The organism is Paraglaciecola sp., assembly GCF_039964565.1.
Lineage (GTDB): Bacteria > Pseudomonadota > Gammaproteobacteria > Enterobacterales > Alteromonadaceae > Paraglaciecola.
The window spans coordinates 186608-201656 of sequence record NZ_JBDVXF010000043.1; the positions used below are offsets into that span (position 1 = coordinate 186608).

The 15049-nt window shown below is 42.8% G+C and carries 7 protein-coding genes; 3 read left to right on the plus strand and 4 right to left on the minus strand.

What is annotated here, in order from left to right; translation table 11 throughout:
- The 4 genes from ABJK37_RS19120 to ABJK37_RS19135 all read right to left on the minus strand — a co-directional run bounded on the left by ABJK37_RS19120 (position 1) and on the right by ABJK37_RS19135 (position 6561).
- Positions 1–684, minus strand: coding sequence for a response regulator transcription factor (locus ABJK37_RS19120; protein ID WP_348357221.1), 684 nt, complete (start codon positions 682–684; stop codon positions 1–3).
- A gap of 113 nt (positions 685–797) precedes the next feature.
- On the minus strand, positions 798–2237 hold the full coding sequence (locus tag ABJK37_RS19125) for an efflux transporter outer membrane subunit (protein WP_348357223.1): 1440 nt from the start codon (positions 2235–2237) through the stop codon (positions 798–800).
- Entirely contained in the window at positions 2230–5367 is a 3138-nt protein-coding gene (locus tag ABJK37_RS19130) for an efflux RND transporter permease subunit (protein WP_348357225.1), read from the minus strand. The genes ABJK37_RS19125 and ABJK37_RS19130 overlap by 8 nt, the downstream gene beginning before the upstream one ends.
- A gap of 3 nt (positions 5368–5370) precedes the next feature.
- Complete coding sequence (locus ABJK37_RS19135; protein WP_348357227.1) at positions 5371–6561, minus strand: efflux RND transporter periplasmic adaptor subunit; 1191 nt, start codon at positions 6559–6561, stop codon at positions 5371–5373.
- 215 nt (positions 6562–6776) lie between these two features.
- Here ABJK37_RS19135 and ABJK37_RS19140 point away from each other — a divergent pair, with 215 nt between their 5' ends.
- The 3 genes from ABJK37_RS19140 (at position 6777) to ABJK37_RS19150 (ending at position 15001) form a co-directional block, all read left to right on the plus strand.
- Entirely contained in the window at positions 6777–11072 is a 4296-nt protein-coding gene (locus ABJK37_RS19140; protein WP_348357229.1) for a DEAD/DEAH box helicase, read from the plus strand.
- Between the two features lie 228 nt (positions 11073–11300).
- The gene (add, locus tag ABJK37_RS19145) at positions 11301–12308 is read left to right on the plus strand and encodes an adenosine deaminase (RefSeq protein WP_348357231.1); all 1008 of its coding nucleotides are present in this window, start codon (positions 11301–11303) and stop codon (positions 12306–12308) included.
- Positions 12309–13000: 692 nt separating this feature from the next.
- Positions 13001–15001, plus strand: a complete 2001-nt coding sequence (locus tag ABJK37_RS19150; RefSeq protein WP_348357233.1) for a hypothetical protein — start codon at positions 13001–13003, stop codon at positions 14999–15001.
- Positions 15002–15049 lie beyond the last annotated feature (48 nt).

Here is a 15049-nt window from a genome sequence, read left to right on the forward strand (position 1 = left end):
CTATTGGCTTCCTTTTTCTCGTTGTTTTATGGCAAAACCAACACCTGAAACTGTGACTAAGTCGATATCAGCTGATACGGCTTCTAGCTGTTTGCGCAAATGATGAATATGTACTTTCAAACTATTACTGTCTGGTTGCTCTTCGCCCCATACTAACTGCATAATTTTTTGCCTAGAGACAGCTTGAGGTGCCGCTCTTACTAAGATTTCTAACAACTTAAAGGTAATAGGAGAAAGTTTTAATGGGCTTTGTGCGATAGTTGCAATTTTTTGAGTTAGATCTATTGATAATTCACCAAGCACTAAACGTTTCGCCTCTCCACTGCGGCGTTTAGCCAGTACTTGCACTCGAGCAACTAATTCTTTCATGGCAAAGGGTTTAACTAGATAATCATCGCTACCGGCTTCAAATCCTTGTAATTTATTTTCCAAACTATCCCGTGCAGTTAGCATTAATATTGGAATATCCATCCCTCGTTCACGTAGTGTGTTGCAAAGGGTTAAACCGTCCATTTTGGGCATGTTGATATCTAGTATCATCATTTGATATTGATTATTTTCGACTAAGTTCAAGCCCATTAAACCGTTGCTAGCATGGTCACATTCAATTGACTCGATTTCTAGGTAATCCACTATTGTGGTTGCTAAGTCAATATCATCTTCAACCAACAGTACATTCATCATTTAGACAGTTTTCCTAAATATTTTAATGTGTTAAATCTCCCGTAAATATTGAATTTAAGGGGATTTTATAACGACTTATCTAAGCTAGCATAGGGTATTAGCCACATACAGGTTTAACCGCTAACTTCATTCGAATTTTGCTGGGCCAAGCCTCCTCCCAATACACGATACAAAGTCACACGATTATTAAGATCAGCTTGTTTAGTCAAAATAAGTGACTGCTTGGCTTGATACATAGTGCGCTGCGCTTCTAGAGCATTTTGAAAACTATCCACTCCGCCTTCATAACGAGCTAAAGATAAATCATAACTGCGGCTAGCCGCTGTCACTAAAGCTTGTTCAGCGTAGAGTTGGTCTTGAATTGTGGCTCTACGAGCTAAGGCATCGGCGACCTCAGAAAAAGCACTTTGAATGGCATATTCGTAGGCTGCTAGATATTTCGTTTGTTGTGCTTGGCTTAACGCTAAATTGGCGTCATTAGCGCCAGCATCAAAAATGGGCAGGGTTAAATTAGGCGCTAAGGTCCAAATAGAACTTGCGCCACCACTGAATATATCGGCTAACACATTGCTGGCTAATCCACCTGTCGCTGTGAGTGATAAGCTTGGAAAAAATGCTGCTCTCGCTACGCCAATATTAGCGTTAGCTGATTTAAGTGAATGTTCTGCAGCCAGCACATCGGGGCGTTGTAATAATACCGATGAAGACAATCCAGCGGGTACATCGCTCAGTAAGCTTTCACTACTGGGTAAATCTTGAGGCAATAAGTTGTCAGGAATGGATTCGCCCACAAGAAGCTGCAATGCATTAAGGTCTTGCGCTACTTGAGTGGTAAAATTAGCAATATCTGAATTGGCGTTGTGATAGATGGTTTCGGCGCTGGCCACATCTATTCTCGAATCAACCCCAAGTTGCAAACGTTTGTTAGTAATCGCCATGACTTTTTCAGCGTTAACAGCGGTTTCTTTAGCCAAGCTCAATTGGTTTTTATCCGCAGCTAAGGTTAACCAAGCATTGGTTATTTCACCAATTAGTGAAATTTGAGCGGCTTTAGCTACTTCTTCACTGGCTAAATAGGCCTCCATTTGCACAATGTTCAAGCTACGAGTTTTACCAAATAAATCAATTTCATAGTTAGTTAATCCCGCTTGTGCCTGATAGCTAGTAGTGATCTCTGACGAAGTAGTTTTAGAGCGGTTGCCACTTAAACCAAGATCAATTTGCGGATATATATCGGCTTTTTGAATGCGATAAGTGGCCCTGGCTGATTCAACGTCGGCCAGGGTTTGACGCAAACTACGGTTACTGTTTAACGCCAGTTCTATGACCTGAGTCAAACGTGAGTCTTGAATAAAGCTTTTCCAAGGTACCTGATTAGCATACTGCTTGGAAAACCCTTGGGGTTGTAGTTCAGTTGAATTATTCAAGGTATTCACTATGTCTATTTCAGAACGAATATAGTCAGGCGCCAAGGTGCTGCATCCAGCTAATATTAAGGCCCCCGCTATGGGTAATAACCTAGCGCATAAGGTTCTGGTAGAGATATTAATCATGGCCATGCTCCAATGGTTTTTTATTCGGGAATATGCTGCGAATTATTACGAAGAACATAGGGACAAAAAAGATCCCTAGAACTGTTGCAGTTAAGGTGCCGCCAACAATACCAGTTCCAATGGAAATGCGACTATTGGCGCCCGCCCCTGTGGATAAAGCCAAAGGTAATATGCCAAACATAAAGGCCAAAGAGGTCATAATGATGGGGCGTAATCGTAATTTCGCGGCATTCATGGCCGAGTCAATTAACGACATGCCTCGCTGGTATGAAGCTTCGGCAAATTCCACAATCAGAATCGCATTCTTAGATGCTAATCCTATGGTGGTTAACAAGGCCACTTGAAAATAAATATCGTTTTCTAGCCCGCGTAGCGTGGTGGCTAAAGCAGCACCAATGATACCCAGAGGAATCACAGTAATAACCGACAAAGGCACCGACCAGCTTTCGTACAAGGCTGCTAACGCTAGAAATACCACCAAAATAGAAATGGCATAAAGGGCGGTTGACTGGCCACTGGATATTTTTTCTTGGTACGACAGGCCACTCCATGAATAGGTGAGTTTGCCTTGGCCTACTTCTTCGGTTAAACGTTCCATTTCTGCCATAGTCTCACCCGAGCTGACACCATCGGCACCGGCTCCTTGAATTTGGAATGAAGCTATACCATTGAAGCGAGATAAACTTTGAGGCGCACTTGACCAAGATGTAGTACTAAAGGCCGAAAATGGTGTCATGGTGGTTTCACCTTGAGCATTTTGCCCTCGAATATGCCAGTCCTCTAGGTTTTCTGGTTTTGAACGATATTCTGCATCACTGGATATATACACCTTTTTCACTAGCCCATCATCAAGGAAGTCGTTGATGTAAGAGCCCGCCCACGCATAGGTTAATGTGTTAGCAACATCTTGCAGTGATAAACCCAGTGCCGTGGCTTTGCCATTATCAATATTAATTTTTAATTGTGGAGTTTCGCTAAGTGCCCCTTCGCGAATACCCACTAACGTATCGCTTTGTTGAGCTCGGCTAACTAACTCATTTTTCAGAGCTGTGAGTTCTTCACGGCTAGTGCCTGATGCAGCTTGCAGCTCAAATGTGAAGCCATTGCTTTGCCCTAAACCTTGTATAACCGGTTGCGACATAGCAAATACTCTGGCGTCGCGTATTCCAGCTAAGTTTTGATTCATGCGCGCTATCAAGGCGTCCGCGCTTTGGTCTTCTTCTAGGCGCTCATCCCAAGGTTTTAAAGAAACAAAACCCATTCCGGCATTTTGACCACTGCCAGAAAAGTTGAATCCGGAAATAGAAAATTTGCGAATCACAGTGTCTGACTCTTCTTCGGTTAAGTATTTTTCTACTTGTTCTGCGACGGCTCTGGTACGTTTGATAGAAGCCCCTTCAGGTAAACTAATTTGAAACATAGTGCTGCCTTGGTCTTCTTGAGGTAAGAAGCTACTTGGTAATCGGGTGATTAAAATACCTAACACAGCCACAATAACGCCATATACCAATATCCATCTTATTTTTCGGCTGATAACATTTTGTACTTTGTCGCTATAAGAGTGGGTCATACTGTCAAAACCACGGTTAAAGCGGGCAAAAAAGCCTTTGCCTGTTTCGTTATGTTCGGTCTTAGTTAATATACTGGCGCAGAGTGTTGGACTCAGGGTTAAGGCTACAATCACTGACAGGGTCATAGAAGAAACAATCGCAATTGAGAATTGCTGATAAATCACTCCAGTTGAACCACCAAAAAATGCCATAGGTAAAAATACCGCTGACAACACTACAGCAATACCGACTAAAGCAGTGCTGATTTCGTTCATGGATTCTATGGTGGCGTCACGTGGGGATAGGTTCTTTTCGCGCATTAGTCGTTCGACGTTTTCTACTACCACTATGGCATCATCTACCAAAAGGCCGATAGATAGCACTATGCCAAACATAGTTAAGGTATTGATTGAAAAACCAAAAAAGGACAACACCCCAAAGGTACCCAATAACACGATAGGTACTGCAATAGCGGGGATAAGCGTAGCACGCCAGTTTTGCAAAAATAACCACATCACCAATACCACCAAAACCACCGCTTCAACTAGGGTTTTCACCACCTCGCTGATGGATATTCTAATAAAGTCGGTGCTATCTCGGGGGAAAGTCACTTCGTAACCGTCAGGTAAATTTTGTGCTAGTTCAGCAACGCGGTCTTTTACTCTAGTCGCTGTGTCTAGTGCGTTGGCTCCGGGAGATAGCATAACGGCAATACCTGAAGCAGGGTGACCATTTAAACGAGCGATAGAATCATAACTTTCACTACCAATTTCTACGTTAGCCACATCTCCCAGCAGCACGTTGGCACCATTGGCGTCGTATTTTATGATGATATTTCGAAACTCATCTGGTGTAGACATCATAGATTGCGCGGTAACTGTAGCATTGAGCTCTTGAGTATCTATCGCTGGAAGTGCACCAATTTTACCTGCAGGTACTTGGATGTTTTGCGCTTGAAGTGCGCTGCTGATATCAGAGGGCATCAGTTCATAAGCGGCAAGTTTGGTTGGATCTAACCAAATTCGCATCGCATATTGTGAACCAAATACACGTACGTCACCCACGCCTTCGATTCGGGCTAGAGCATCTTCCATATTAGACGCAATGTAGTCAGATATATCATAAGCGGTAGCTTGGTCGGTGCTGTCGTAAACAGCGGTTACCAATAAAAAGTCAGAGTTTGATTTTTTTACGGTAACGCCCTGATCTTGTACTGACTCAGGAAAACGCGAGTTAACTTGTTGTACCTTATTTTGCACTTGTACTTGTGCGTAATCTGGATCAGTACCCTCTTCAAAGGTCACGCTAACCGACGCTCCGCCGTCAGATGTACTTGAAGATGAAAAGTATAAAAGCCCATCGAGTCCAGTTAGTTGTTGTTCCAGTATTTGCGTGACGCTGTTTTCGACGGTTTGCGCGTCGGCACCTGTATAGTTGGTACTAATACTAATAACAGGTGGTGCAATACTCGGATACTGAGCTATTGGCAGCGATAAAATCGACGCTAAGCCAGTCAGCATGATAATAATTGAGATAACCCAAGCAAAAACCGGGCGGTCAATAAAGAAACGAGCAAACATAAATTATACGCCCCCTTGTGACGATAACGAATGTTGTTCTGGGTCACTGATTGTGACCATCAAACCTTTGTTATTCATCTCGACTTCGACTGGATTTACTTCGGCGCCAGGGCGCACCTTTGCAGATCCTTCCACCAACAATTTATCATTTACTGACAATCCATTCGCGATGACCCATTTATTCTCAAAGGGTTCAACTGTCTGTACTTGGCGTTTTTCAATGAGATTGTTATCGTTGATTACATAGGCATAGGCCTCACCTGTGGCAGAATGAAAAATACCTTGTTGTGGTACTAAAATAGCGTGTTTGTTGATTGCTTCGTTCACTTCAGTTCGCACAAACATACCGGGCAACAATATGCCGTCCGGATTAGGAAACTCCGCCCGTAAAGTCACAGAGCCGGTTGCAGCATCTACCGCTACTTCCTGCATTTTTAACTTGCCTTTGTGGTTATATTCAGTGCCATCTTCCAAGGTCAAAGTGACTTGGGTATCACCTCGTGAAATGCCATTTTTACTCATTAAATTACGCAGTTTTAATAGTTCTTTACTGCTCTTTTTCATATCGACGTAAATAGGATCTAAGGTACGTATTGTGGCTAACGCACTGGCTTGTTGCGCCGTCACTAATGCACCTGGAGTAATACTAGATATACCAATGTGGCCAGAGATAGGCGCCTTAATTTCAGTGTATTCTAGATTAATTGCAGCAGAGGCTAACGCCGCCTGATACTTTTCGATATTCGCTTTGGCTTCAAGATAAGCGGCGTGGGCGTCATCAGCATCTTGTTGCGATACCCCTTCAAATTTTAGTAATTCAGCGTAACGGTCGTCTTTTAATTTCGCGGTGGCCACTGATGCATTGGCGCTATTTAAGTTGGCTTTTGCTTCATTGTAGGCAGCTTGATAGGTGGCGGGATCAATTTGATAAAGCAATTCACCTTGCTCGACAGAATGCCCTTCAGTAAATAGGCGTTTTTGCACTATACCGCCCACTTGAGGACGCACTTCAGCACTGAGTGACGCAACGACTCGCCCTTGCATTTTAGTGTCGATATTATGTTCGGTTGCGGCCACTTCAATATATGAAACTGCAGTGGTGCGTTTGCTTTGTACTGGATCACTATCTGGTTGACAACTACTTAGTAAAATAGCGGTAACTAGTAAGCTTACGATATATTTTGAAGGTTTCATGTTAAAACATTCCTCGTTGAAAACTGTGATAAAAAGTTCTGGCCAATACCGTTTTAATGTGGATTACACAAAAGTTTAAAGAGTAAAAGCGTACTATTGAGCAAAGATTAACAGCAGCAAGGTTAAGACAGGGTTAAGGTGGTTATAAATTGTTTACGCCGCATAATTTTGTTAATTTCTGCGCACATAAAATAAAGGTCGTAAGTGTAGCTGTAATGAAGTGTGCCTCATTGATCCATTCACAAACCGAACAAAAAATTGAATCTCTTTATCACACTTTTTTGAGTTTTGATGAGGCACAGCAAAGTGTACTCACTATTTTGGCTGTCATTTATAAACCTATTGGCGTCACAAAATTACGGTTGTTGTTAGATTTATTAGTAGAGAGAGGTTTTTTACCTTTAAGTAAAAAAAACTATCGCTTAGCTCTTCAAAACAAAGACCCAATGAGGCAACAGTCTCTATTGGATGTGAGCAAGGAAGGTTTGCTGCTAAATAGGTTGTTGGCTAACCAATTAGTTGTGCATATAGCGCAACTATCTACGGTTCATGCAATATCAGACAAAGATAAGTTATTAGAAATCATCATGGCAGCCGAAGAAGTGGTACCTGTGGTGGATAGTTATAATTGGCAAAATAAAAAAACAAATCAACATAGAGTCGTGCGGGATCTTTATTATTTGTATTCTAGCGATAAATTATATGAAGAATTAGAGTTTAATAAAAATCCACAAATTATCGATCACCAGCAAAACCTTGTGTTAGTTGGCTTATTCTTTATACCTTTTAATTTTGATGTGTTTACTAAATTGCCGAACAGCGTGCAGTACCAAGCCTTTGCCACTCTGATTAGGCTGTGTCAAAGAGAAGGGCAAAGTTGCGAATATCCTATTCAGTTATTAGAACAAGTTTGTCAGGCTCACAGTGATCCGCAAGATGTACTGTATAACCTTGAGTGCCAACATTTATTGGCCGAACAATACTTGTATCAAATGCGCTTTGAGGATTTTATCGCATTGCATAGCCCTCAAGATACCAGTAGTTATGGCTTACAGTTGTGGGGGGCGTACAGCTTTTTACGTGGAGAAAACCAGCAAGCCTTGAGTTATTTTGAACAAGCGCTTAAAGCTAAAAACAAATTAACTAAACGTAAAAAACAATATCTAAACGAAGTATTGGGTTACTTTTACAAACTGGCATTAATGGTGGAGGCCAATCAACATGATGCGAGTTGTTTTATCACAGCCAAACAACAAGTTGAATTTGAAGATAGTGATCGTAAAGCTAATAGTGATTTTTATGTGCTTGGGCGTATTTTATTTAGGCCAATTAATAGCTTGTCTAGTGCTGAACAATACTCTGTACAAATGGAATACAGCTCGATTGATGAAGACAACGACTTCTTTTGCCATCAGCTCTGTTATCTCACTTTTTTAATCGGCCAAGTGTGGTGTAACAAAACAAATGAACAGAAGTTTGTAGACTTAGCGACTAAACATCAGGCTAATTTTACTAAATTAGGTTATTCCCTATTTGCAGAATTATGTGGGCAAATAGCGGTAAGTATTGGCAAGCAAGCTTCTATTACTAGCGCAAAGGCGGTTGATGTAGAAGTCGCGGATATTTGTTCTTTGGTCACTATCAAAGAACAGTGGGATTTAGCTTTAGATAAGCTGATTGCCCTTAATCCTAAAGGGCCAAATAATGCCGCGCCCGACAAACCAAAAGTGGTAAAACCTATACGTTTGATTTGGGAGCTGGAACATGATTATTACGATTCGATAAAAGCGCGAGAACAAAAACTCAGTAAATCGGGTTGGAGCAAAGGGCGCACGATTTCGTTAAAACGCCTTAAAGAAGAAACCGATAGTATTGAGTACTTGAGTGACAGTGACAAACATCTTTGCCGAACGATTAAAGTGTATCAGTCTTGGGGCTATTACGGCAAAACCGAATATGTACTGCAAGGCTTACCCGCATTAAACGCCGCCGTGGGTATCGACAATTTGTATTATGCTGATGACTTAAGTCAAGTTATTGAACTGACTAAGTGTGGACCAGAATTATTAGTCAGTGAACAAGGTGATCAACTCTGTTTAAGTATTGCTAATTTGTCTGCTGAGATCGATGAGGAACAACAAGGGCAAAGTGTTTACGATCTCAGACCTATTTCTGACACCCAACTGCAACTTACTGAGTTTTCACCAGAGCATATTAAAGTCGCGCAAATTATTGGTGAAAGTGGTTTGTTAATTCCCATTGGTGCTAAACAAAAGGCGCTAGATGGTATTGCAGCTATCGCCCCATTCTTAAATATTCAATCGGATATGTCAGAGCTTGATACTGGCCTAGATACGTTAGAGTGCGACCATAATTTAGTGATCAATATTGAACCAGTGCAAACTGGACTGGCTTTTACCTGTGTGGTGATGCCCTTCGGCGAGCAAGGGCCAGCCTTTAAGCCGGGTATTGGTAACGCCAGTTTAACCAGTGACATAAACGGTAAGCGAGTCGCTACGCAACGAGACTTAGTACGAGAAGAGACCTTGTTAGACGAGCTCGATAAAGCTTGCCCTGTGTTTTTAAACATGGCTGATAACAGTTTAGTACTTGATGAGCTACAAGCTGCATTGGAGGCCTTAGAGCAATTAGAGGCGGCTGTTGTAGCGGAAAAGTTTGAGCTAGTGCTGCGCTGGCCAAAAGGTAAGAAAGTGACGTTAAGTAAAACCTTAGAAAGCCAACACTTACAATTAAAAATGGGTAAAAAGAGCGAATGGTTTGATATTAGCGGCGACTTGCAAGTAGACAACGAACAAGTCATAGAGTTACGTAAATTATTGGAATTGGTCAAAACCAGCAACGGCCGATTTATCGAATTAGGTAGTGAACAAATACTCGCTTTGTCTGAAGATTTACGTCACAAGTTAGAGCAAATTAACCAAGTCACAGACGATGGTAAGTTCCATCCCTTAGCTAGCTTACAGCTAGAAGAAGCCACCACAGGCATGCGTATGAAAACCATCCACGCCTGGGACGAACAAACCCAAAGAATGCACCAAGCCAATGGCATAAAACCAATCATTCCCTCGACCTTTCAGGCTGAATTACGTGATTATCAACTGGTGGGCTTTGACTGGGCATCACGCTTAGCCCATTGGGGAGCAGGCGCATGCTTGGCTGACGATATGGGCTTAGGTAAAACCTTACAAGCCTTGGCTGTGTTATTGGCCAGAGCCAATGATGGCCCAAGTTTAGTGATAGCTCCCACATCAGTGTGTTTTAACTGGCAACAAGAAGCGTTAAAATTTGCGCCCACACTGAATATTAAATTGTTTGCCGACTCTAGCGGTACCTTGCAGCGTCAAGACTTGTTGAATGAGTTAAATCCTTTTGACTGCGTGATCATCAGTTATGGCTTGCTGCAACGAGAAAGCGAGTTACTTAAAAGTGTCCATTGGCACACTATTGTGGCTGACGAAGCTCAAGCTTTAAAAAATCCATTAGCCAAACGGACTAAAGCTGCTTTCGCTTTAAAAGGCGACTTTAAAATGATCACTACAGGCACCCCCATAGAAAACGACTTAACCGAGTTATGGAGTTTATTCCGCTTTATTAATCCAGGATTACTGGGCAACATTAAACGTTTTAATGAACGCTATTCGCTGCCCATTGAAAACGCCAAAGAAGACCCACTCGCCGCCCACAAAGCCAGACAAGGCTTAAAAACCTTGATCCAGCCGTTTATTCTGCGTCGCATGAAAAACCAAGTGTTAACCGAGTTACCGCCCCGTACCGAGATTAATATTCAAGTTGAAATGTCTGCCAAAGAGCGCGATTTTTACGAAGCGTTACGATTGAACGCCATAGACAACATCAGCCAGAGCGGCCAACAAGGCAATGTTGGGGAACAACGCATTAGAATGTTGGCTGAGTTGGTGAAACTGCGCCAAGCTTGTTGCCACCCCAAGTTAGTCATGTCAGAAAGCACATTATCCAGTGCCAAACTGGCTGCGCTTGATGAGCTATTAGAAGAGCTTCAAGTAAATCACCATAAAGCGCTGATTTTTAGCCAGTTTGTTGGCCACTTACAAATCATCAAACAACACCTCGAAAGCAAAGGCTTGAGTTATCAATATTTAGATGGGTCAACCCCACAAAAAGAGCGGCAAAAACGCGTTAACGCTTTTCAAAGTGGTGAAGGGGATATCTTTTTAATCAGCTTAAAGGCTGGTGGCTCTGGCTTAAACCTCACTGCCGCAGATTATGTTATTCATATGGATCCTTGGTGGAACCCTGCGGTAGAAGAACAAGCCTCTGACCGCGCCCACCGTATGGGGCAAAAGCGGCCAGTAACTATTTACCGTTTGATCACCCAAAACACCATAGAAGAAAAAATTGTGGCATTACACCAACATAAACGAGACTTAGCCGACAAATTATTATCAGGTAACGAAGCCGCCACTAAGTTATCGGTTGAGGACATGTTGGGGTTGTTGAAAGAAACGTTTTAGACTGATTTGAGAACAACATCTTCGCTTTCTAGAATGCCTAGATAGCTGCTTCTGACTATGGCGATGACTGTTATTTTGCACAGAGTTAGTGCGAATGTATGTGATTATTAAGCCATTAATACGTGCAATGTATAGCTAGGTGCTGCCTAAGTCTTGCAGAACAAGGTGTGAGACATAGGTATTAAATTTGCTTAATCAAACAAACATAAACAAATTTGAGTGAGTCGTATGCAAACCTTTATTGAAAATATCCCTAAAGCAGAATTACACGTACATCTTGAAGGCACGCTTGAGCCAGAATTAAGTTTTGCTCTGGCTAAAAAGAATCATATCGAACTTGCCTATGACTCACCTGAGGCATTAGTGGCCGCTTACGACTTTCATGATTTACCCTCGTTTCTAACTATATATTATGCGGGTATGAGTGTGCTGGTAGACGAAGCCGATTTTTATCAATTAACTTATGCCTACTTAAGTAAAGCGCGTAGCCAAGAAATTATTTATGCTGAGTTGTTTTTTGATCCACAGGCACATACGACCCGAGGAGTTGACTTTGAGACTGTGATTACAGGGATCCATAAAGCACAACTAGCAGCGGAACAAAATTTAGGTATCAAAAGCCAGTTAATAATGTGTTTCTTGCGAGATATGAGTGCAGAATCGGCCAAGCAACATTTAGAAATGGCGCAACCTTATCTTGACTGGATAATTGGTGTTGGCCTTGACTCTGATGAAAGAAACAACCCACCCATTAAATTTGCTGATGTATTCGCTAAAGCTAAATCGATGGGGTTAAAGTTAACCATGCATTGCGACGTTAATCAGTTGAATACACAAACACATATAGAGCAATGCATAAATACAATTGAAGTTGACCGTATTGACCATGGGATTAATTCGCTAGAAAGTGAAGAGTTATGTGAACTGATTAAGGATAAAAAATTAGGATTGACAGTTTGCCCGGTTTCTAATCGATTTGTGGTGCAATCCCTGACTTCTAACGAAATTCATAAAATGCTCAAAAAAGAGATGTTAGTGACCATTAATTCAGATGATCCTGCTTATTTTAGAGCTTACCTAAATGAAAATTTGTTTGAGTTACAAAAGGAAGGTCAGTTTAGTGAGGCTCAAATAACCACTATGGTAGGTAATGCGTTTAAGGTTGCTTGGTTAGATGATGAAACCAAAAAAGGCTATTTACAACAACTCGAAAACTACACTCGCCAATATCAGTAGTTTGTCGATTAGCATACTTACAGCCTGCATAGCGCTATCCAGGCTGTTTGTTTTTACGTTGAAATAGACTGTATCCCCACAGAACAAAAACGGGGGGGCCGTTAAGTTTCCATGGACATTACGCGACTAAAAACGTTTTTCAAACAGCAGTCACTACCAAGCCATATTTTTGAATCAACGCCACTGTCATTTCACTTCAATTAGAACCATTGATTATTGCGCCTCAACTTTCTGCTTTTTAAGTTGTGTTAGAAATCAGACGATTCAAAAATTGTCTGGCTAGCCTTCCGATATAGAAAATAAGCATCGGCAAGAGCATACCACCGAAAAAACAAACCTGTAACGCAAGAGGTCGTTGACAAATCGACCTAAATTGCAGCTAGCTTTTTATTCATGCCTGTACAGATTCTTCTATTCTCTAATCGCAATGCTAACCCTTGGCATCGTATATTTGTGCTGATTTTTGCAGAAGTAACTTTGTTGTCTAGATCTAGCCACCTTTACCTAGGAAGTTCCTAAATCGCCGGATTTATTGCACAAATCACTAAATCATATGTCGCGTTTTTCTCCGCTTTGCTTCAATAAATTTGACTAAAACGAATATTTTTCAAAAAAAATGAGGGGTTTTTCAATTCCCTTACGCTTCGTAAATAAGACGTTTAAAAACAAGTTATTTAACTGAGGCGGAAAAAATGAAATTACCTTTTAATGAAATCAAGGAACGCTTAAATAATTGCGGTCTAAATTTATATATACCAATTGTTGCGATTGGCCTATCAGCTTGTGGAGGTGGTGGCGGTGACAGTAGCAGTGGCGGCCAAAGCCAAAAGGCAGGAAACCCACCCACTGTGACTGTTGATGCTCGTCAGATAGTAAGCGTGGGTGAAGCGGTAACCTTAACAGCTTCTGCAACGGATCCTGACGCTGACACCATAAGTTACTCTTGGCAACAACTCAACGGCGACTCAGTGGCCAATACTCAAGGCTTCGATACTGCCAGTGCAAGTTTTAATGCGCCGGATGACGTGAACTCCATTCAATTTAGAGTAACGGCTACTGCTGGAGGCCAGAGCGATTCGGATACGATTACCTTGGTGGTGGTGGAAGATGTTAACACTGCTGTTTTTGTTGATGCTAATTTTGCGGGTACGTCGACTGGCAGCATAGATGCGCCTTACACTGATTTTAGTCAGGCCGTTGAGCAATCTTCCGAGGATGCCGATTTCTACCTGCAAACCCCAGATGCGCAAGCTTCATATGCACTTTGGCATGGTATCGATGTATCTGCTCGGCCTAGGCTAAGCGGCGGAAATAGTATCTACGGTGGCTACAATGACGACTGGCATTATGATCCACAAAATAACCCAACACCATTAACTGCTGAACGAGTTGGATTGATTTTCGAAAATATCGACCAACCCTCCAAGGTGGCAGGTGTTGCTCTGCAAGTTGCCGAACAAGTAGATACCGACCTCCCAATGCTTGGTATTTATGTTGAAGACGGTGCGAGCGAATTTACCCTTGAAAATAGCATCATTAAGGTTGATGGATTTGCACCTGATAGCGCCATGGGAAATTTTGGTTATGTAGTAGGTGCATACTTTGACAACGTAAACAGTACTTATGTAAAGAATAATCAAATTACCACCGGTGACGGCAGGTCTACCGCAAATATGGCGATTAGGCCGAATACGACGGGAGCAGATGGTAATGATGGCGAAGATGGTCGTGTTGGCCTGAATATTGTCGGTGGTGATGGTGGGGCAGGCTCAGAAGGTTGGAATGGCGGAAAAGGGGGGGATGCAGGTAACTCCTCATTTGAAACCGGAAAGGACGGTGTAGCTGGCAGTGGCCGAACGTCGGCTCCGTTTGTATCAGGAGGTAGTGGTGGTATCAGAGGCTTTTCAAACAGTAATGATGGAAAGGGAGGAGCCGGTGAAAACGGAGATAACGGAGCCAGAGGAAACCCAGGTAATGGCGCTACGGGCTGGGGAACGATAAATAACAGTGGTGCTTATGTTACCAGTAACGGAGAAAGAGGCAGCACAGGTTACTCTGGGGCTGGTGGCGGTGGCGGCGGAGGCGGCGCTGGAGGATCTTTTGGGCAAAATGGTGGCGCTGGTGGCGGCGGCGGTGAAGGTGGCGGCGGTGGAACAGCTGGTTACGGTGGCCGCTCTGGTGGTGCATCTATTGCCCTACATATAGTGGCGGGGACCTTAAATGAAATCATTGGTAACACACTTGTTTCTGGCAATGGCGGAAATGGTGGCCGTGGAGGCTTAGGTTCCGATGGAGGTGAAGGCGGCAGCGGTGGCGAGGGTGACCCTGGTAACCTTAGTGGCGGCGAAGGTGGTGACGGCGGTGATGGTGGCAAAGGTGGTGAAGGTGGCGTTGGAGGCTCAGGTGCAGGTGGCCCCTCATTCGGTATTTTTATTGGTGTTTTTACTCCTGCAAAGATTACAGATAACGACATCACTACCGGTACTGGGGGCAACGGTTCAGAAGCGCGTTTTAGTAATGAAGATGATGTGGCTGCCGGAGAAGGCGGTTGGAGTTACGGCGTATTTGATGTTCTTACTACGGATAATTTTAGCGTCGAGCTAAGTGGCAATACGTATAACATAGGCTCTGGTGGAGAGCATGGCGGTACAAAAGAAGGAACAGGGCAGTCTGGAAACAGCAACGTTGAATAACGATTTCACGTGAAAATCACGCTGCTTTTAAACCGTTTTGCTAGCGGC